Source organism: Bradyrhizobium erythrophlei, from assembly GCF_900129425.1.
Lineage (GTDB): Bacteria > Pseudomonadota > Alphaproteobacteria > Rhizobiales > Xanthobacteraceae > Bradyrhizobium > Bradyrhizobium erythrophlei_C.
In genome coordinates, this window is sequence record NZ_LT670817.1 from 6,473,867 (window position 1) to 6,493,766 (window position 19,900).

A 19,900-nucleotide genomic window follows, 5' to 3' on the forward strand; every position below is an offset into this window, starting at 1 on the left:
AAATGAAAGACTATGCCTCCTCGAGCGGCACCCTTTGATTCAGATCAATGCTGACTCTATTGGGTGGGAAATTTCAAAAGGTCAGAATTCGCAACGCAGTATGGGATTTCCGATGCTCAGGCCTCTGGCGACATCGCGACATATCTCGGCAACTCTCGGAGTCCGCCCGTCCTCGACAGACGCTCGGGCTTGCATGTTGCTCCCTCCAACTTCGTGCCACTCTTTGATGCAGCGGAGAAAAATCTTGCACCATGGCTTAGGGGAGATGGTCAAAGTTACCGGGGGTTGAATTTCGTCGAAACGACGCTGCCCGAACCGCTTATCAATCCTTCGTTGCTTGGTCCGCTTCTGATGGCGCCTGAAACGCGAACGCCAGTCCGGATCAACTGTCAATCTATGACTACAGCTCAACCATCGGTTAGAATCATATCGCCACATACGATAGTAAGGGCATCAAGAAGGTTCCATGTCAGGGCGTGGGACAGCCTTCGCAAAACGTTTTCCGATTTTTCCTTAGCAAGGATCACGGCGAGCGAAACTGCGTTGGACGAAGCAGGGATCCCCGTAGATGCGGACAACGAATGGAACGAGTTTGTGCAAATAGTGCTTGTGCCAAATCCATCTCTTTCGCCGGCCCAGATCAAAATGGTTCAGCAAGAGTATTCGATGGAGCGCGGGAAGTTAGCCATTCGCACCCGACGAGCGTTGGCGATCTACGCGATGGTAGAGATCGGCATCATTGACGTAGTCCGACCGCCCTCAGCTAACACGAGCGGAAAACTTCTTTTGCCCGAAAACGCAAACACCCTTCGGAAGTTGGTGTTCGGGCGAGAACTTTGAATCGGCTCAGGTCATCACGAGCCCGCGTTGGGCGATCAACTTTCCCGTTCTAACTTTTCTTTTGGCCAGCCATTCCTTCAGGCTTCCTCAAGGGTGCTACCACCAGCTAGGATATAATTATCAGGTGCGATTACACGGATAGCAAGGTAACAGTCGTTCACGTCGAACACTTTGCATCGCAGGGAGCTAATATTCCCAACTGGCTCGGACAGAATAACCATCCGCGAGCACGGCTTGGTATTTCGGCTAGGGAAGCAGTGGCAAATTGTATCAGACCCGTTCTGGTCTAGTGTCTTAGCAGCCCGAGGTCGCTAAGGACGCCTTGTCGCGAACGTTCTTCAGAACAATAACCCCGGCATTTGAGGAGCGCGTTTCTCGCTGCGACCAGCGAGTTTGCTGGTGGCGACGGAAAACTCCGCGTCTCGACCTATTGACTACAACTTGGCCCTCACGATCTCCCCTGGGGGCCTTTCCTCTAGCTTTGCGCTCGTCCACGGCTTCTGTTTCGTATCAAGAGTGTGCGGACCTTCCGACAGGCTAAATTTCTCGATCACACTAGAATGCCGGATCGTGTAAATGCAGTAGTCTGCATATTTGCATTATTGCCGCGCAATAGTCGCGGCATTTTAGCCCTCGAGAAGATTCCGCCGCCGCGGTAGCGTACGCGGACGTGTTTCGCGCAGGTTCGATACAGTTGTAGACTTATTTTTACGCCGACCTCTTTTCGAACCCCCTATGGTGGAATCAAAATCCACTGCCTTACGGCTTAGCGACGCTCCCATAAACCTCTTAGCTGCGGATTCCCTCACTATGCTGAGCATTCGGGGTCAAAGCGAATGAGAAAAATGAGCAATTTTCTTGCTCAAAATTGACTGGCTTTCGGGCTTGATCGGAGCGTTGCTGTTGTGACTTGGGGCGGCCGAGGCGCGCTTCGGGGTCCTGCCCTGCCGGGTGATCTACCCGGGCGGGGCTGAGGTGGTGCGGCGGATGGCGCCGCACGAACCTAGGAGGATCCCATGACCAAGCCCAAATCCAAGCCGAAGGCTGCGACCCGCTCAACAGCTCGAAAGACCAGCAAACCTAAATCTCGCGCGCGATCGGCGCACGCATCGTCCAAGCCGGCAACGGGGCCCCATACCAAACACGCCCGCATCATTGCGATGCTGCGAACATCGGCTGGCGCGACGATTGCGTCTCTCGTCGCCGAAACTGAATGGCAGCAGCATTCGGTGCGCGGCTTTCTTGCCGGTGTGGTTCGCAAGAAGCTCGGACTCAACCTTATTTCAGAGCAAACGGACAAGGGTCGGGTCTATCGCATCACGAATGGCAAAGCTCCGTCTGTCGCTGCGGACCGGACTAAACCGGCAGCCTGATGCTATGCAGAAGAAATATCGCAATGGTCGTGCCCCGACCAAAACGTCTGTTGAGGACGAGATCGCGCATCTGCGCGGTCTCGATCTCGGGGGACTGCGCGCGCGCTGGCAGGGCGTCTTCCGGAGACCGGCCCCTGCTCATCTGACGCGGCATCTGTTGTTTGCAGTCATCGCCTATCGGCTCCAGGCTGATCGCCTCGGCGATCTCGATCACGCAACCCTACAGGTGCTGGATCGAACGGTTGCGAAGTTAGAAGGACCAGCAATGTCCGCCCGTCTGGCCAGCTTTGACCAGAAGCGGACCGAGCTTACTCCCGGCACGGTCTTGGTCCGGGAGTGGGATCGACAGTCGCAGCGGGTGATGGTGATAGCTGACGGCTTTGCCTGGAACGGCCAGACCTATGACAGCCTCTCCAAAGTCGCCTTTGCGATCACAGGCACTAGGTGGAACGGTCCGCGCTTCTTTGGCCTCCGGGATAAGGACGATAGATCGACAACGGGGGCTCGGCCATGAGGGCTGCTTCGGTCAAGCCGGTCCGCTGCGCGATCTATACGAGGGTTTCTACCGAGCACGGGCTCGACCAGGAGTTCAACTCGCTGGACGCGCAATACGAGGCCGCCTCCGCCTACATCAAAAGCCAGGCCCACGCCGGCTGGACTCTGGTCCGCTCCCGTTATGACGACGGGGGATACTCCGGCGGGTCCACCGACCGCCCCGACCTTCAGAAGCTGCTGGACGATATCCGCACCCGGAGGATTGACGTCATCGTCGTCTACGGAGCGTATCCGCGACAAGATCGCAGCATCAAAGCGGAAAGGGCTTTGGGTCGGAGGCACCCTGCCCTTTGGCTATGAGATGAAGGACGGCAAGATTGCCATCGTCGAAGAAGAAGCTGAACTGGTCAGATCAATCTTCCGGCGATACCTGGAACTTGGCAGCGTCAACGAACTGTTACGGGACCTCAAAGAACGCAACATCCGAACCAGAACCAAGCAGCTTTCCACGGGTGCGACGCGTGATCCCGTTCGGCCGTGGCGCGCTGTACTACGTGCTGAGCAATCACTTCTATATCGGCGAGGTCAAATACAAGAATGAAATCCTGCCAGGCGAGCAGCCTCCGATCATGGATCGCGCGCTGTTCGAGTCAGTCCGGCAGAAATCACTCGCCCAATGGTCCCACCGTACCATTGCGCGCAACAAGTCCGACCACCTGCTGACGGGTTTGCTGTTTGACGATGCCGGGCATCGCATGATTCCAACCCACGCCACAAAAGCTGGCGTCCGCTATCGCTACTACGTGTCGACGCCTTTCCTGCATGGAGAGGCAAAAACCGCATCAGCCGGATCGGTCTTCCGCGTTCCTGCTGCCGACATCGAAGATGTCATCGTAAACTTCCTAAAGGAGTATCTCGCCAATCAAGAAAAGTCGACAATTAGCGCTGTGCACTTAATGGATCGTGGCGACTTAGCACAGCTGGTTGCTGGAATTGTCGTGCACAAGGACAGGCTGATCGTTCGACTCAAATCAGACAACGCGGACGAAGCATCCGATTCCCAGGATGATCAGTCGCTCTCAATTCCCTGGCAGAAACCGCCCTCCAAAAGATCCCGCCAGATCCTACTCCCGCATAATAGATCTCGAAGCGACGTCCGTCCGGAACAGTTCGAGCGCCGGGCGCGCCTGGTCAGCGCAATCGCGCGAGGTCGTCGGTGGCTGGATGATGTTGTCTCAGGTCGAGTGACTACGGTCGCACAGCTTTGCACTCGCGAGAAGTGCAGCGTTCGGCAGGTCAATATGACCATCTCGCTCGCCTTCCTCGCACCCAATCTTGTCAAAGCGGCCGTAGAAGGTCGCCTGCCCCGCGGCATCGGCATCGAGCGGCTCCGCGATCCGCCGACCGAATGGAGCCGGCAGTTTGAGGCGCTCGGACTCAATCCGGAATAGCTGCAGCGCCGGCCCAAGGTCCCGAATTACGGTGGCCCAAAAGTCGGAATTCCGGGTGCAGAGCGGTCCAACCTCGCGCTCAACCACGGCCGCCGGGAACGGAATTTTTGGATGTAGAGACGAAGCGCCAAAAATCGTCATTTAAACGCGCGAACGCCCGCAGAGACCAAAATCCGGGAACTGAGTGGCCGGAAATCCCCGCAGAAACGCGCTATTCGGCGTCGCGCCGGAAACGTGCGGTTTGCGGAGACTGGATGGTGGGCGCACTAGGGCTCGAACCTGGGACCCGATGATTAAGAGTCTGATGTTTTCTGCGTTATTTCAAGGGCTTAACTGTAAATCATCTCGTTTTACGACCTAACGAGATCAATGCGTTACACACGAACTGTAAATCGCATTTGTGACTTTCGAAGCCACCCCGCTCGCGCATTTCCTTGCCACAGGAAACTGAAGTCGCTTGCAGCCTTGTGCAGGAACGCCAGCCAGAATCGAACCCGTTCACGCGATCAGCGAGTGCGAATTCATGTGAGCAGCTTAGAGTTCAATCCTTCGCCCAATTTCCACGAGCGCATTCGAAGGTACTCTGAACCGATCGACTGCATGGGCGGAGCTTCGGGACATAAAGGCAAATATCTTGCTCTGATCGATGGACAGGCGCTCGAGCGCCTGCTGTTGCTCCGATGAAGACGTGGTCGTCATTTTTACCCTCCATCATACAATGGGACGTCGGGAGATTTTGCGGCTTTGTCAAACGGCCGGCGCACTGCTTTGCGGAACGGGCGAGTGCGAGGGCACACTTCAGCACGGAAATGCACAAGCGTGCCGGTGAGTGCCTCCTCCTTCAGTCCATACTGAACGTTTTGTCATCGCTTTTCCCGCACACCAGGCCCACGTTCTCAAGGACAGATAAATGCTTCGAAACCGCCGGCTGCGACATCATCTCTGCGAAACGCTCAACGATCTCGCCTGCGGTCATATCTCGTGCGTTTTCTACGCACGCTAAGCGGACCAAGGAAGCGAGTACGTTTTGAGGTTCGTGAAGCTCTTCATTGCTTCCTGCACGCCTTCTTTTTATCCAAGCCCCGAATCTTTGATTCCGCCAAATGGCGACATTTCGATGCGAAATCCGGGAACTTCCCAAACGTTCACTGTGCCGACGTCAAGCTCGTTCACAAAACGTGTGATGTAGTCGAGCCTGTTAGTGCAGACACCTGACGAAAGTCCGAAGGCTGTGGAGTTCGATATCCTGACGACGCGCGCGTGGATGTCGGAGCCGCTTCACCGCGCAAGACCACGAGATCGTGTCCGGCGAAATTTGGCGATTGTCCCGGATTTGACTGTCGACAGGCACAGGGAGCGCAACACTCTCAGTCACCGATAAAAGCCGAAGGCGGCGCGGTGATGGGGGCAGTGAATTCCCTTTATGTTCGGTAGTCGATTAAATTCAAAAGGGACCGCTTCACTTTTTCAAAAGGGACCAATCCCTTATCCGAATGATGGAAAGGGGCCAATACGCGCGACCGGGTGCCCGCAAGAAAAACCCGCCCGGCGTGCATCGGCAGCCCCTCACCTCTCATCGTCTGGATGATGCCAAGCCCTCAAGGCGCGCTAGCGCGCTCGGAACATCTGAACGAAACGTGAGGTTTGCGCACCTTGTGGTCGAGACTCCCCGCTACCATAATCGTGAAAAGGGGGCCCCAAACTCCGGAGACCCATCATGCGAAAGCTGATCACGACGATAGCGTTGCTGGCCCTGATCGACACTTCGGTGGCGATTGCACAGACGGTTGGTTCGCGAAATCCGGCCCCAGCTCCCTTGATGAGCTCGAACCAGCAATCGATACCGGAGGCGCCGATCGGGCATCGACAGCCGCGTGTTAATCAAGTGCCCTCGGAGAAGAACCTGATGGATGATCCGAACGATCCAATCAATCGCGAGAACGCGGAGCTCGACCGCATGACCAAGGGCATTTGCCGCGGTTGCTAACAACTGGCCTTCTCACCTCTCCTCGTCCGGATGCACCGACAGATACGCATCAATCTCCCGCTCTTCCGTGAGACACGCATTGGGGAAAGCGGAAGTTGAAACGGGATGAATAGTGTCCGCCCCGCAACAATTTGTTTGTTCCTTTGATGGAACAGCAGTTTTGATTCGACCCCTTCGCTTGCCAATGCAAGTCTCCCGTAACCGGGGCGGACGGGGCCATTTCGAAAGCACGCAATTTTGAGCCCGGTAGGCCGCCGGATATTGCCCGGCGGCCTTTTCAGGCCTTTCCTGGATGAGCACGTTTCGCCCTGGATGAGCACATTTCGGCGTGACCCCATGGACCTTTAAGCCGACGCGCGCGTTTTGTGAATGTAGGGGCGATCCAGAACGGAAGCCTCACCCATGAGCATTATTCCTCTTCACCTTCAAAGACGCTTCGAGCAGCGATGGGCTGCTCGTTTCGGTTCGCTGGCAATCCCGGCCGCACCAAAGAACGTCGGATTGAAAGGACCGCCGGTCAACATGCGCCGCGCGCGGCAAAAGCCAAAGAAAAACCAGCCGGGCCGGGTCGGCGACTGCGCATTGATTATCAATGTCGCCAACTGAGGCGGCCTTCCTGATGGCCAAGAATTCCGACCCGCGCCTGCTTGAAGTCACGGTAACCCCTTTGGAGCCAGCGCGATGGGAGTGGCGAGTTTACGAAGGCGATACGCCACTGATGACGGGCTTTGAGACCTCGCGCGAGACCGCCCAGATTGAGGGTGATAGTGCTCTCTTCCGCTTGCTTTCCGCAGGTTTAGACAAATAACCGACCCCAAACGCCCCAGCGTGAACCGGGCGCTCTCACCTCTCCTCGTCCGGGCGAGTCTACTTGAACATCGTCTTGACCGCCTGCCAGAACGATAGGCCTTCCCGGTGTTGATGCTCAGCGGTTGGCGCCGGCTGAATGGCGCTCACCGGATCGAACAAACCCGCTTCCAATCGCGCATGCTTCTCCAGGTCGAGCCTCTCGGCCTCCCGGCGATCCGACTCATACTTGTCGACAGGGGTGAGACTGGCTTTCTGAGCCATTGCTTACCCTCCCCTTTTTCCGTGACAGAAGCCAAACGGGTCCCAGGTTGAGTTCGTTCCGTGGCGCTCCCAAAAAGAAAAAGCCTTGACCTTACCGCTCATCATCCGGATGCACTCAGACGTAAGACGCGATCTCGCGCGTTTCCGTCAGCTTTGGATCATGCGCACGGGGACAAGTGAGGGACAGCGGCGCGATCGGGTAGAGTCGCTCGCGGCAGGGGTAATCCCTGATGGGTAGGAACGCTTTTTAGAACTTCCGCGTTGACCATTTGCGGCGGGGGGTCGTCTCTCCGATGTGTGTGTAACACCTGCCGCCCGCGGCCTGGCCCTTGCGATTCCCCAAGACGGGCCGTTTGGCGGGAACCGACCCTATAACGCACAACGCCCGCCCGAGCGGAATGGCAGGACGGCAATGCGATATCTCAAGCTGGCAATCCTAGTTTTGGCATATGCGCTGATATCGCCCGCGTTTGCGCAAACCTGTTGCCCCGAGGGCTGCGCGCAAGAGGCCAATCGGTGCGTGACCACAGGTCCGCTGTGGACCAGATGCATTCCCATCGCCTGCGCCGAGGGTTCTGGAAGGCCGTCCGCCGCGTCCTCTGGCCCCACGCGCGAGCACCGAAAAAGCGCGGTACTCGCCCGCCCGCTACGCACAGCGCGTACTTACGTGGCCCCACGTCAGATTCCCCCGCAGTGCCCATTGATGAATCCGACCAAAGCACAGGTCGACGAGGCGACCAATCAATGCGTGAACGCGTTGACCGGAAGTGCGCGGTTGCGGGGTTGCTTTTTCGAGGACGATGCCGGCAAAGCCGAAGACAAAAGGACTGGCCTGAGCTGCCCTGATCGTCAAGCTGCGCTGGCCAAGCAGTGTCGAAAACGCTGCGCCAATTACGCATCCGATACGAACCATTTGGTGTGCACCGGCAGCTATCCGAACACCGTCTGGCATATCTCCTTTGGAGATATCTCGGGCGACACCGGTGATTCCACGCGTGTAGAGCTCTGCGGGCCTCGGCTAAGAAGCATCTTGGCGAAAAAGCCGCCGCCGGGTTGAGGACGGTAAGGGTGCCGATCAAGGTTGCCCCGGCTCCTGCTCGAAAGCCCGCTGCACGACGCCGGTGCCGATTCCAAGTTTCTGGCCAATCTTGAGGATGCCATCGCCACCTGCCCTAAGTTCCAGTATTCGCACCTCCACCGACGGATTTACCCGGCGCCGGCCGAGTTTGGTTGCCGTTCGCCTTGGCGGGCGAGACCGGCATTGTTTCGGCCAGTACCGGGCTCTGGGTACTGGCCTGTTTTGACCACCGGTAGCCTAATTTGAATTTCGCAGTGGCCTAATTTGAAAAATGAGCACGTTTTAGACCGGCAAGTTTTCTGTTCATCGGACGTTGGGGGTGTCTCAGGCACACTACGCTGCCGGGATTTCAGGACCGGCCACGGGAATGCCAACGCCGCCGAGCGATCATACTCCGCTCCGGCGGTGTTGTGCGTTTAGCTGGGGCGATTAGGCGCAGGCGCCAAACTTACAAGTTATCCGAGAATGCCGCAACGATCTCCGGCGGATAGGCTAGTTGTTCGATGTCGGAGATGTACGGCAAATGTCAGATCCGGCAAATAAAAAGAGGTGCACGACACGCCGAGAATGGGCAGTACCGCGCTCTTTTGCAAGGAGGAAGAGTGCTTGGCCGATGCGCACGAGCAGACTGCTTTCCACGTGAGTTCATTGCAGTGCTTGGCCAACTAGGGATCGATCCTAGTAAGTATGCAGAGGTGTATCACCAGCTCCGGTCAGGTTGAAGCAACTCAGCGTAAAAACGCCGCAAGCAATGTCCTGGTGAGTTCGGATGGCAGACCCTGCGCCGGATCGTACCATTCGAGCGACCAGTTAAGCGCCCCTAGAATTGCGAGGCGCGCTGCACCCGGGTCCATGCCGGATGGAAGCGAGTCGCTTTTGGCGGCCTCGTCCAGCAGGGTGCGCCACACTTTTTCATATGCTCGACGATCGTTGCCGAGATGGACGCGCAGGGTTTCGGGCACGTTGGGGAAGCAGCGAATATGGGCTGACGTGTAATCGCTTTCATCGAGCAACGTCTCGAGATGCGCGGCCATGGCCGCCGCCAGCTTCGATCGCGCGTTCGCGTCGGCTCCCTGCGCATCCACCGCCGTCACGACTGCGGCGTGAACTTTCCTCACCCCGATACGGAGCACCTCGGCGGCAAGCTCTTCTTTCGACGCAAAGTGATAATAGAGACTCCCTGCCTTCATTCCGACGAGCTTGGCGATGTCGCGCAGCGACGTCTCGGTATAACCCCTCGCGCGGAACAACTTCGCGGCAACATCCAGAATTTGTTGTCGCGACACATCCGAACGTCGCGAACGCCCCTCGCCCGCGCTCGCATTGCTGCCCGACCCGTCTCGCGCGGCGATCTCGGTCATTGCGGTCGAACTTCCATTGCGATCCCTATTCCGCGGCGATTTGCGCATGCGTATCGCCAGGCCAGCGATCGAGCAAGATGGCGAGGCGCACGGATGCCTGCTTCTCCGAGACCGTCTTCACATGCCCAAACCCCTTGATCGCGAGCGGCAGGCCGGCGATCTCAACGGCCAGAGCGTGGTTACCGTTCGTCAGTTCGGGAATAACGCGCGAATCGATCAACGTTTCGTAGTCGTCGATCATGCGACGCTCCGATCGTCGTTCGGCCGTATAGCCGAATGGATCCGCCCACGTTCCGCGGAGGAATTTCAGCCGCGCCAGAATCCTGAACAACGGAACGATCCAGCTGCCCATACGCATCTTGCGAGGATAGCCGGTGACCGGATCGAGCCTCGCAAACATTGGCGGCGCCAGATGGAAAGCGACGGCGCCGCCGTCGAATTGCTGCGCGAGACGGTCGAGAAATCCACTTTCCACATGCAGACGCGCCACCTCGTACTCATCCTTGTAGGCCAGGAGCTTGTGGAAGCTTCGGGCGACGGCTTCTGCGAGAACCGTCGATCCCGAACGGATCCGGCTCTCCGCCATCGCGGTCTCCGAGACCAGCATTCTGAAGCGCTCGGCCAGTTTGTCATTTTGATAGCGGCAAAGCTCATCGGCCCGAACATCGACGATGTCCTCGAAGGTCGTCACCAGCGGCGGTGTGGCGATCGCCAAAGACTGCAGTTCGATAACGCCGGGGTCGTTGACGAAGGCGCGTCCCCAGGCGAAAGCCGCCTTGTTCATCGCGACTGCGGCTCCGTTCAGTTCAATCGCGCGCAAGATGGCCGCTTCGGTCAGCGGAACGCGCGCCTTCTGCCAGGCCATGCCGAGCGCCATCATATTTGCCCCGACCGCATCCCCGAGCAGCCTGGTCGCCAGCGCGGACAGGTCCGTAAACGTCACCTCGGCGTAGGTCTCGATGCGCCGCTTCATCAATGCGTCGGGAAACACCCTGTCCGGATCCGCCGTGAAATCGCCCGTCATCACCACATGGTCGTTGATAACGGCGACGGCGTTCTTCGACAGGAGCGAAAGAACCTCCGGACTGGACGCAACCGCGATGTCACATCCAATGAGCGTTTCGGCTTCGCCCAGCGCGAAGCGCACGGGCCCGAGCATGTCCGGGCTCGGGGCGATCCGGATATGGGTGGTGACTTCGCCGCCCTTCTGGGCAAGCCCGATCTGATCCATGATCGAGACACCGCGGCCATCGAGGTGGGCCGCCATGCCGAGAATGGCCCCGATGGTGACGATACCGGTACCGCCGATGCCGCCTACAACAACGCGGGCAGGACGCCCAAAATCGATAGCGGGTACTGGCGAAGACGGTGCGATCGCTTGGTCCGCCGCGGCTTTCCTGGGCAAGCCACCCTCGATCGTGACGAAGCTCGGGCAAAACCCCTCAACGCAGCTCGCATCCTGATTGCAGGTCGTCTGATCGATCTGGCGCTTGCGGCCGAACTCGGTCTCAAGCGGAACGATGGATACGCAGTTCGACTGCCGGCCGCAGTCGCCGCAACCTTCGCAGACCGCCTCATTGATGACGATCCGCTTGCCGGCGTCGGGCATCTGGCCACGTTTCCGGCGACGGCGTTTTTCCGCGGCGCAGACCTGATCGTAGATCAGGACCGAGACGCCCTTGGTGTCGCGCAACTCGCGCTGGACGGCTTCGAGGCGATCCCGGGGGTCGAGCGCAACGCCGGACGGCATATCCTCGCCGCGATGGCGTTCCGGCTGCTCCGCGACGATCCGGATATCGCGGACACCTTCCGCGGCAAGCTGGCGCGCGATCTGGGCCACGCTGAAGCCGCCCTCGGCCGTCTGGCCTCCGGTCATCGCCACCGCATCGTTGTACAAAATCTTGTACGTCATGGTGACGCCGGCCGCGATCGCAGCCCGTATCGCCAGCAGTCCGGAATGCGCGTAGGTCCCGTCGCCGAGATTTACAAAGACGTGACCGGTGCTGGTGAACGGCGCCTGCCCGATCCAACTCGCCCCCTCGCCGCCCATCTGGGTGAATGTCGTCGTATCGCGGTCCATCCACTGCGCCATGTAGTGGCAGCCGATTCCCGCGAGAGCCCGGCTGCCGTCCGGCACGACGGTCGAGCGGCTGTGCGGGCACCCGGAGCAGAAGTAAGGCAGCCGCTTGACGAGAGCGGTTTCGGCGTCTCGCCTGACATCGCCGAGCGCGGCGAGACGCGGCGCGAGCGCATCGCCAAGCCCCAATCCGTGCAGCCGCTGCGCGATCACCTTGGCAAGATGATCCGCCGTGAATGCGGCCCGCGGAGACAAGAGAGGCTTGCCGTGATGGTCGATCTTGCCGGCGAGTCGTGGCCGTTGGGCGGCGTCGAGCGTGAGCAGAATTCGCGCCACCTGATCTTCGACAAGAGGCCGCTTTTCCTCGACGACCAGAACCTCGGCGGCATTCGCACACTGCTCGCGGATAAAGTCCGGATCGAGCGGCCACGGCATGCCAATCGAGCAAAGCCCGATGCCGAATTCTTCCCACCGTTCGGGCCCAAGATCCAACATGGTAAGGGCCTGCATCAGATCGAGACGCGACTTGCCGACAGAGAGGATGATCAAGCGGCGGCGATCGACGCCCGGGTCGGCGAGACTTCGGTTCAAACCGTTGGCCCGGCCGAAGGCGATGGCCGCAGGCAGCCGCACGTCGAACAGCCGCCGCTCCTGCTCAAGGGGCGAGTCGGGCCAACGGATTGACACGTCGGTCGGCAGACCGGCAGGCTGGAGAATGGTGGGCGTTGTCTCGCGCAGGTCGACGACCGCGGCAGAATCCATGGTATCGGCGAGCGCTTTCATGCCAACCCAAAGACCCGTGGCGCGCGACATCGCCCAGCCGATCACACCGAAGCGAAGAACCTCGGAGACGTTTGCGGGGTGAAGCACAGGAATGGACGCGTCGAGAAACGCATAGTCCGATTGCGATGGCAGACTTGCTGACTTGCAGGCATGGTCGTCGCCGGCGATGGCGAGTACGCCGCCACACGGAGCGGTGCCGGCCGCATTCGCATGTTTCAGCACATCGCCAGATCGATCGACGCCGGGGCTTTTGGCGTACCAGATTGCGAAAACGCCTTCGCGCGTCGCGCCGGAGGACAGTCCGGCTTGCTGGCTACCCCACACACTGGTCGCGGCCAGATCCTCGTTCAGGCCGGGCTGAAAGACGATATCGTCCTGGTCGAGAAAGCGCTTCGCCGCCCAGAGTTCGCGATCATAGGTCCCCAGCGGTGACCCACGATAGCCGGACACGAAACCTGCGGTGTTGAAGCCCGCGGCTCGGTCGATCCGCCGCTGCACCATCGGCAGACGAACCAGCGCCTGCACGCCGGTCAGGTAAATGCGACCCTCGTCGGCGACATATTTGTCGTCGAGCGAGATCCCGGAACTGGTCGATCCGTCCATGGCCAGACCCTCAAAGCCGCTTGGCAACTTCTTCCAGCATGACTTCCGTGGCGCCACCCCCGATGGCCTGGACACGGGCATCGCGTGCCATTCTCTCAATGGCGCTTTCCCGCATGAAGCCCATCCCGCCATGAAACTGGACGCAGTCGTACATCACCGCATTCACCAGTTCGCCGCAGTAGGCTTTCACCATCGAGACCTCGCGAGTCACGTCCTGGCCCTGTGCATCGCGCCAGGCCGCGGAATAGACCAGCTGGCGGCCGGCCTCCACCTCGGCTGCACGCATCGCGATCCGCTGCCGGATGGCTTGTTTGTCCCACAACGGCGCGCCGAAGGCCCTGCGTGCTTTCAGATAGGCCACCGTCAAATCAAGCGCGGCCTGCGCCTCACCCATCGCCATGGCGCCGATCACCGTGCGCTCGTTCTGAAAATTCTTCATGATCGCGTAGAAGCCGGCTCCCTCTTCCCCCAGCACCGCGTCGCGAGGCAAGAGACAATTCTCGAAAACAAGTTCGGCCGTATCCGAGGACCGCCAGCCATGCTTGTCGAGCGCGCGGCCGACGCGAAATCCGGGCGTCCCCTTCTCGACCAAGAACATCGTCACTGCTTTGCTGCCGCCGACATCACTGGTCTTGGCCGCAACGCAATAAAGGTCGGCATGGACACCGTTGGTGATGAACATCTTGGTGCCGTTAAGCACATAGCCGGCATCGGTCCTGCGCGCTGTGGTACGGATGCCCTTCACGTCGGAGCCCGCATCCGGCTCGGTCACGGCAACGGCACAGATCGCCTCGCCAGCGACGATCTTGCGCATCCATCGCGATTTCTGCGCGTCGGTCCCGGCATTGAACACATGCACCGAGGCCATATCGGTATGCACCAACGCGGTGATCGCGACACCCGAGAATGTCGAGCGGCCCAGTTCCTCCGCCAGCACGACACTTCCGAGCGTGTCCATGTCCGATCCGCCATAAGCTTCCGGGTAGCGGATCCCGAAAAAGCCGAGCGATCCCATCCGTCGTAAAACCTCGCGCGGAACGAAGCCTTGCTGCTCCCAGTTCTCGCCGTACGGCTTGATGTCTTCCTCGACGAAGCGACGAACCTGATCGCGAAGCATCTCGTGCTCTTCCGTGAAGAACGGCGAGCGCCGGACGTTTACGGTCAAGCGTGTCCTAACATCGAGCATCTGGCGTTCCTCCTGATCGAACCGCACGGTATGGCTTGACGCAGCCGCGGCTTTGTCGCTTAATTCATCTAACATACGTTAGGTAGATTAGGCGCGAAGTCAAGCTTCGGTCAGATCGTACCGTTCTGGGGAGTGAGCGATGGATGGTGCCGTGCGCTTCGACGCGCTGATCGAGACGTTGCGCGACCGACAGCGCACGATGCTCGCGGGCGGCGGCGCGGCGCTGGTGCAGCGGCACCGGGCGCGCGGAAAGATTGCGGTTCGCGACCGGATCGACCTGCTGCTGGATGCGGGGAGTCCCTTTCTCGAGCTTTCGCCGCTCGCCGCCTACGGACTTTATAACAATGAGTTGCCGTCCGCCGGGATCGTGACGGGGATCGGTCTTGTGCACGACACGCCCTGTATGCTGATCGCCAGCGATGCCACCGTGAAAGGCGGTTCGTTTTTCGCCGAAACCGTTCGCAAGCATCTGCGCGCGCAGGAAATCGCCGAACAACACCGGCTGCCCTGCATTTACCTGGTCGATTGCGGTGGCGCGTTTCTTCCCGAACAGGATCGCGTCTTTCCCGACCGCGATCACTTTGGCGGAACGTTCTACAATCAATGCCGCATGTCGGCCGCCGGCATTCCACAAATCTCGGCGGTATTTGGCGGATGCACCGCCGGCGGCGCGTATATCCCCGCTTTGTCCGACCAGGTCGTGATGGTGCGCGGCACCGGACGCATCCATCTCGGTGGCCCTCCGATCGTGAAGGCTGCGATCAACGAAATCGTCGATGGAGAGACTTTGGGCGGCGCGGACATGCACGCAACCGTATCCGGCGTGACCGACCATGTGGCGGATACGGAAATCGAGGCAATCGGCCGCCTGCGGACCATCGTTCTCGGTTTCGGCGCACTGCGCCGAGCTGCGCAACCGCCGTTCGCGCCTGTCCCGCCCACGGAGGATCCGGAGCAACTGACATCGCTGGTGCCGGTGGATCTCAAGAAACCCTATGACGTACATGCGGTCTTGAGCCGAATTGTCGATGACAGCTCGTTTCAGGAATTCAAACCGGCGTACGGCTCGTCCCTGGTCACGGTGTTCGCGCGCATTCACGGCTTTCCCGTCGGTATCCTCGCCAATAACGGCGTGCTGTTTTCCGAATCCGCGCTGAAGGGCGCGCATTTCATTGAGCTCTGCGACCAGCGTCACATTCCGTTGTTGTTCCTTCAGAACATCACCGGCTTCATGGTCGGGACCGAGGCCGAGCGGGCCGGCATTGCCAAGCATTCGGCAAAACTGGTCTATGCGGTGTCCAATGCGCGGGTGCCGAAATACACGGTCCTGATCGGCGGTTCGTACGGCGCCGGCAACTACGGGATGTGCGGACGCGGCTTCCGGCCGCGCTTTCTGTTTTCGTGGCCAAATTCCCGCATCGCCACCATGAGCCCGGAAGTCGCTGCCACCGTCGTGACCGAGCTCCGCCGCCAAAGTCTCAAGGGCGCAGCCGACGACGACGTCATCGCCGAACTGGACCGGCGCACGCGCGAGCAATTCGAAGAACAGAGCAATCCGTACTACGCGACCGCCCGCCTCTGGGACGACGGCATCATCGAACCCGCGCAGACCCGCGACGTTCTCGGCCTTTGTCTCGCGCTCTCCGCCGACGAGGCGCGCGATACCGCGCCCCGCCCCGTCTATCGGATGTGAAGGGCAACATGATCCGCTCGCTCCTTATCGCCAATCGCGGCGAGATCGCGGTCCGAATTATCCGCACCGCCAAGCGGATGGGACTGCGCACCGTCGCGGTCTATTCCGAGGCCGACCGAGGGGCCATGCACACGACGCTCGCCGACGTCGCCATACCAATCGGTCCCGCGGCGGCACGCGACAGCTATTTGCGGGCGGACCGGATCATTGGGGCCGCAGACGCAAGCGGCGCGGATGCCATCCATCCAGGTTACGGTTTTCTGTCCGAGAAGACCGACCTGCCGTTGCTGTGCGAACAGAATGGCATCGTCTGGGTGGGCCCCCACGTCAAGGCGATCGGCGCCATGGGCTCGAAGATCGAAGCCAGGAGGCTCGCGGTGTCCGCGGGCGTGCCGGTGGTGCCGGGTTATAACGGCGACGATCAGAACGATCGCCAGCTTGCCGCCGAAGCCGTTCGGATCGGCCTGCCAGTGATGATCAAGGCAACCGCGGGCGGCGGCGGAAAAGGCATGCGCCCGGTCTATGCAGCGGAGGACTTGCCGGCGTCGATCATGGCTGCAAGGCGTGAAGCCGAGGCCGCCTTCGGCGACGGACGCCTGCTGATCGAGAAGCTTATCGTTCGCTCGCGTCACATCGAGGTGCAGGTACTGGGCGACAAGCATGGCCGGTTGATTCATCTGTTTGAGCGCGATTGCTCGATTCAGCGCAACAACCAGAAGCTGATCGAGGAGGCTCCCGCTCCCAATCTTTCGGAAGCGACGCGCGCCGCCCTGCACCACCACGCGGTGAAACTCGCAGCCTCCATCGGTTATGATTCCACAGGTACGATGGAATTCATCGTCGATGCGGCGACCGAAGAGTTCTACTTCCTCGAGATGAACACGCGGCTTCAGGTCGAGCACACCGTGACCGAGGAAATCACCGGGCTGGATCTGGTCGAGTGGCAATTGCGGATCGCGGCGGGAGAACCCCTGCCGTTTGCTCAGAGCGACGTCCGCAGCGAAGGGCACGCGATCCAGGCTCGGGTCACGGCAGAGCGAGCCGACCAGGGTTTTCGGCCCGATATCGGCAAGATCGCGCTCTGGTCGCCGCCGCCCGGTATCAGGGTCGATACTGGCGTCGGCACCGGCACGATGGTTGAGCTTCATTACGACAGCCTGCTGGCCAAGCTGATCGCGACCGGCCCGGATCGGCCCCAGGCACTCGCGCGGCTACGCGGTGGTCTCGATCACCTGACCGTCCTAGGCCCCGCAACCAACCGGGCCTTCCTGCTCGACACCATCGAAACTCCGGATTTTGCCAAGGGCCGGGCAACAACGCGCCTGATTGCCGACAACTGGCCCGGCGGATGGTCGTACGAGCCAACGGCGCTCGCTCTCGCACATCGTGTGGCCGCGCTGGTCGGGTGGATTGCCGCACAATCCCGCGCGCAGAACACCTCGCCGTGGTCGAGCCTGCCCGGCTTCCGAACCCTGAGCAAAAGTGGACGCACGGCTGTGACGCATTTTTCGGTCGCGTGCGACGGCACCGCGGCCGATATCACGGTGACGGGCGGCCCTCGGGAGTTTGCTATCAGCGATGCTCACGGCACTCTGACCGTCGACGCATGCATCGAGGGCAACAGCCTGACCGCCGTGATCGATGGCGCATCACACCGTTTTCCCTTCGCGATCGATGGTCGCCATATCGCGTTGCGCGTCCAATCCATCGAGACGTTATTCGAGGTGCGCCCGAAAGTCGAAGCTGCGCTCGACACCCCCGCGCGTGCGGGCGGCACGGACGACGGCAGCATCATCTCGCCGATGGCGGGCCTCGTCGCCGATATCATGGTGGCGGTGGGCGACGATGTCACAGCCGGCCAGACCGTCGCGGTTCTCGAATCCATGAAGCTGTTCACCGATCTGAAAACGACCGCGGGCGGACGAATTTCGCGAATCGTCGCCGCGCAGGGCGAGACGGTGGCGGCACGTGCATTGATCATTGTTATCGAACCGGCCCAAGCGCCAAAGCTGTAGGGAACAACGATATGCCCGGACTGTGGTTTGAGGAGTTTTCGGCAGGACAGATCTTCGAACATCCGATCACCCGGACGGTGACGGAAATGGACAACATGCTGTTCTCCAACATGACGCTCAATCCGCAACCGCTGCATATCGACTTCCATTTTGCCGCCGGCACCGAGTTCGGCAAGCCGCTGGTCAACTCGCTGTTCACGCTCGGCCTGATGATCGGCATCTCGGTTCACGACACGACGTTGCGAACCACGGTCGCAAATCTCGGCATGACGGACGTCAACTTTCCGGCGCCCGTCTTCCACGGCGACAGCATTCACGTCGTCACCACTGTCGAGGCTACGCGGTCGAGTGGCTCGCGGCCCAAGGCAGGAATTGTCACGTTCAGGCACAGGGCCTTCAACCAGACCGGGACGGAGGTGGCAAATTGCGTGCGGACCGCCCTGATGCATCGCCGCCCGGCCTCGCACGTCTCGAGCGAATGACGCCCGGGGGATCAAACAGGACACAATTCCACGAATTCCCGCCTCCGGGCGGATGCAGGAAGCGGCCAACAACAAACCAAATAAACAATCGGGGAACAACGCCATGAACGAGACAATCGGACGGCAAACCGTCAGCAAGGTTGCATGGAGACTTCTGCCCATCATCATTCTGATGTATTTCCTGAGCTATCTCGACCGGGTCAACGTCAGTTTCGCCGCACTGACCATGAACAAGGATCTCGCTTTCACGGCCACGGTCTATGGCTGGGGAGCCGGACTGTTCTTCGTCGGTTACTTCCTGGGAGAGGTGCCGAGCAATCTCGCGCTGGAACGCTTCGGCGCCCGCATCTGGCTCGCCCGCATCATGATTACCTGGGGCGCGGTCTCAGCGGCGATGGCGCTCGTCTCGGGACCTTGGAGCTTCTATCTCATTCGCTTCCTGCTCGGCCTCGCCGAGGCCGGCCTGTTTCCAGGCGTGATCCTCTATCTGACATATTGGTTCCCGGCACGCGCACGCTCGCGGATGATCGCGCTGTTCCTTGCTGCGGCTCCGTTGTCGACTCTGATCGGCGCGCCGCTCTCCGGCTACGTTCTCGGGCTCGACGGCGCTCTCGCCCTGCGCGGCTGGCAGTGGATGTTCATCCTGGAAGGCGTGCCGACCGTACTGGTGGGCATCTACATTCTCTTCATGCTTCCGGACCGTCCCGAACACGTTGACTGGCTCGCCCGCGATGAGCGCGATTGGCTGACCGGCGAACTTGCGACGGAAAACGCGCAGCGCGCCGAGGCGCGTATCCACGGGGTTGGTCAGGCTCTCGGCAATCCACGCGTGCTGGCTTACTGCCTTTGGTATCTGCTGGTGGTGACGGGTCTTTACGGAATTGGATTCTGGATGCCGCAAGTCGTGCGCGCGCTGGGCTATTCGGTGAGCCAAGTGGGCTGGCTTGTCGCAATCCCATCGATCGCGACTGCTGTACTAATGATTCCGTGGTCGATTCACTCCGACCGGACCGGTGAGCGTCTCTGGCACACGATCCTACCATCGCTGCTCGCCGTCGCGGGATTGCTTCTGGCCGCGCAGGCCGGCAATCCGATCGTCGTTATGATCGGCTTCACTCTTGCTTCGATCGGGGTGTTTTCGGCTATTCCGCCGTTTTGGGCTCTTCCGGTTTCGAACCTGTCGGGCAGCGCGGCGGCCGCGGGGATCGCGATCATCGGAGCGGTCGGCAATCTCGGCGGATATTTTGGGCCACTCGCCTTGGGCATGATCAAGGACGCGACCGGCGGCTTCTCGATCGGGCTGATGTTGTTGGCTGGCTCGGTCGCGTTGTCATGTCCACTGGTCTGGATGCTGGAGCGCGCGCAAGTGCGACGCACCGTCCTTCAGCAACCCGGCATCGGTTGA

General features: G+C 60.3%; 20 protein-coding genes and 1 pseudogene. 14 read left to right on the top strand and 7 right to left on the bottom strand.

Annotated features, from left to right (window positions below; translation table 11 throughout):
- Positions 1 to 213 precede the first annotated feature (213 nt).
- From B5527_RS47435 to B5527_RS47450, 6 genes are all read left to right on the top strand, one after another.
- Positions 214 to 840, top strand: coding sequence for a WYL domain-containing protein (locus tag B5527_RS47435; protein ID WP_338065137.1), 627 nt, complete (start codon positions 214 to 216; stop codon positions 838 to 840).
- Positions 841 to 1,856: 1,016 nt separating this feature from the next.
- Positions 1,857 to 2,213, top strand: a complete 357-nt coding sequence (locus B5527_RS30945) for a DUF3489 domain-containing protein (RefSeq protein ID WP_079604892.1) — start codon at positions 1,857 to 1,859, stop codon at positions 2,211 to 2,213.
- Between the two features lie 4 nt (positions 2,214 to 2,217).
- Positions 2,218 to 2,727, top strand: coding sequence for a DUF2924 domain-containing protein (locus tag B5527_RS30950; RefSeq protein ID WP_079604893.1), 510 nt, complete (start codon positions 2,218 to 2,220; stop codon positions 2,725 to 2,727).
- Positions 2,724 to 3,068 (top strand): recombinase family protein, encoded by a 345-nt coding sequence (locus B5527_RS47440; RefSeq protein WP_338065050.1) that lies wholly within the window; start codon positions 2,724 to 2,726, stop codon positions 3,066 to 3,068. The genes B5527_RS30950 and B5527_RS47440 overlap by 4 nt, the downstream gene beginning before the upstream one ends.
- 1 nt (position 3,069) lies before the next feature.
- Positions 3,070 to 3,309: a recombinase family protein gene (locus B5527_RS47445; protein WP_338065051.1), complete on the top strand. Its 240-nt coding sequence runs from the start codon at positions 3,070 to 3,072 to the stop codon at positions 3,307 to 3,309.
- Positions 3,230 to 4,159 carry a hypothetical protein gene (locus tag B5527_RS47450; protein ID WP_338065052.1) on the top strand — a complete coding sequence of 310 codons (930 nt, stop codon included), beginning with the start codon at positions 3,230 to 3,232 and terminating at the stop codon, positions 4,157 to 4,159. The genes B5527_RS47445 and B5527_RS47450 overlap by 80 nt, the downstream gene beginning before the upstream one ends.
- A 534-nt stretch (positions 4,160 to 4,693) precedes the next feature.
- Here B5527_RS47450 and B5527_RS47880 read toward each other — a convergent pair.
- From B5527_RS47880 to B5527_RS30965, 3 genes and pseudogenes are all read right to left on the bottom strand, one after another.
- Positions 4,694 to 4,858: a KUP/HAK/KT family potassium transporter gene (locus B5527_RS47880; RefSeq protein ID WP_425305036.1), complete on the bottom strand. Its 165-nt coding sequence runs from the start codon at positions 4,856 to 4,858 to the stop codon at positions 4,694 to 4,696.
- 142 nt (positions 4,859 to 5,000) lie between these two features.
- The gene (locus B5527_RS47885; protein WP_079604894.1) at positions 5,001 to 5,135 is read right to left on the bottom strand and encodes an ArsR family transcriptional regulator; all 135 of its coding nucleotides are present in this window, start codon (positions 5,133 to 5,135) and stop codon (positions 5,001 to 5,003) included.
- 23 nt (positions 5,136 to 5,158) lie between these two features.
- Positions 5,159 to 5,410 (bottom strand): annotated as a pseudogene (locus B5527_RS30965) (aldehyde dehydrogenase family protein); the annotation flags it as partial.
- A gap of 466 nt (positions 5,411 to 5,876) precedes the next feature.
- Between B5527_RS30965 and B5527_RS30970 the strand changes: the two are divergent.
- The 3 genes from B5527_RS30970 to B5527_RS30980 all read left to right on the top strand — a co-directional run bounded on the left by B5527_RS30970 (position 5,877) and on the right by B5527_RS30980 (position 6,954).
- Positions 5,877 to 6,146, top strand: coding sequence for a hypothetical protein (locus B5527_RS30970; protein WP_079604895.1), 270 nt, complete (start codon positions 5,877 to 5,879; stop codon positions 6,144 to 6,146).
- Between the two features lie 402 nt (positions 6,147 to 6,548).
- Positions 6,549 to 6,752: a hypothetical protein gene (locus tag B5527_RS30975; protein WP_079604896.1), complete on the top strand. Its 204-nt coding sequence runs from the start codon at positions 6,549 to 6,551 to the stop codon at positions 6,750 to 6,752.
- Positions 6,753 to 6,765: 13 nt separating this feature from the next.
- Entirely contained in the window at positions 6,766 to 6,954 is a 189-nt protein-coding gene (locus tag B5527_RS30980; protein ID WP_154072623.1) for a hypothetical protein, read from the top strand.
- Between the two features lie 59 nt (positions 6,955 to 7,013).
- Here the strand turns inward: B5527_RS30980 and B5527_RS30985 are convergent, their stop codons facing one another.
- Positions 7,014 to 7,217, bottom strand: coding sequence for a hypothetical protein (locus B5527_RS30985; RefSeq protein ID WP_079604898.1), 204 nt, complete (start codon positions 7,215 to 7,217; stop codon positions 7,014 to 7,016).
- Between the two features lie 703 nt (positions 7,218 to 7,920).
- Here B5527_RS30985 and B5527_RS30990 point away from each other — a divergent pair.
- Positions 7,921 to 8,274, top strand: coding sequence for a hypothetical protein (locus B5527_RS30990; RefSeq protein WP_079604899.1), 354 nt, complete (start codon positions 7,921 to 7,923; stop codon positions 8,272 to 8,274).
- Between the two features lie 749 nt (positions 8,275 to 9,023).
- Here B5527_RS30990 and B5527_RS30995 read toward each other — a convergent pair.
- Genes B5527_RS30995 through B5527_RS31005 form a run of 3 tightly spaced genes read right to left on the bottom strand, consistent with a single transcriptional unit; the run spans position 9,024 to position 14,305 of the window.
- Positions 9,024 to 9,656, bottom strand: a complete 633-nt coding sequence (locus tag B5527_RS30995; RefSeq protein WP_172842720.1) for a TetR/AcrR family transcriptional regulator — start codon at positions 9,654 to 9,656, stop codon at positions 9,024 to 9,026.
- A 25-nt stretch (positions 9,657 to 9,681) separates the two neighbouring features.
- Positions 9,682 to 13,119: an indolepyruvate ferredoxin oxidoreductase family protein gene (locus tag B5527_RS31000; RefSeq protein WP_079604901.1), complete on the bottom strand. Its 3,438-nt coding sequence runs from the start codon at positions 13,117 to 13,119 to the stop codon at positions 9,682 to 9,684.
- Between the two features lie 10 nt (positions 13,120 to 13,129).
- Entirely contained in the window at positions 13,130 to 14,305 is a 1,176-nt protein-coding gene (locus B5527_RS31005; protein ID WP_079607638.1) for an acyl-CoA dehydrogenase family protein, read from the bottom strand.
- Between the two features lie 139 nt (positions 14,306 to 14,444).
- On the opposite strand from B5527_RS31005, the gene B5527_RS31010 reads away from it, so the two are divergent.
- The 4 genes from B5527_RS31010 to B5527_RS31025 all read left to right on the top strand — a co-directional run bounded on the left by B5527_RS31010 (position 14,445) and on the right by B5527_RS31025 (position 19,900).
- The gene (locus B5527_RS31010) at positions 14,445 to 15,998 is read left to right on the top strand and encodes an acyl-CoA carboxylase subunit beta (RefSeq protein WP_079604902.1); all 1,554 of its coding nucleotides are present in this window, start codon (positions 14,445 to 14,447) and stop codon (positions 15,996 to 15,998) included.
- Between the two features lie 8 nt (positions 15,999 to 16,006).
- A complete protein-coding gene (locus B5527_RS31015) occupies positions 16,007 to 18,013 on the top strand; it encodes a biotin carboxylase N-terminal domain-containing protein (RefSeq protein ID WP_079607639.1) in 2,007 nt (668 codons plus the stop codon).
- Positions 18,014 to 18,024: 11 nt separating this feature from the next.
- Positions 18,025 to 18,495 (top strand): MaoC family dehydratase, encoded by a 471-nt coding sequence (locus B5527_RS31020; protein ID WP_079604903.1) that lies wholly within the window; start codon positions 18,025 to 18,027, stop codon positions 18,493 to 18,495.
- A gap of 103 nt (positions 18,496 to 18,598) precedes the next feature.
- Entirely contained in the window at positions 18,599 to 19,900 is a 1,302-nt protein-coding gene (locus B5527_RS31025) for an MFS transporter (protein ID WP_079607640.1), read from the top strand.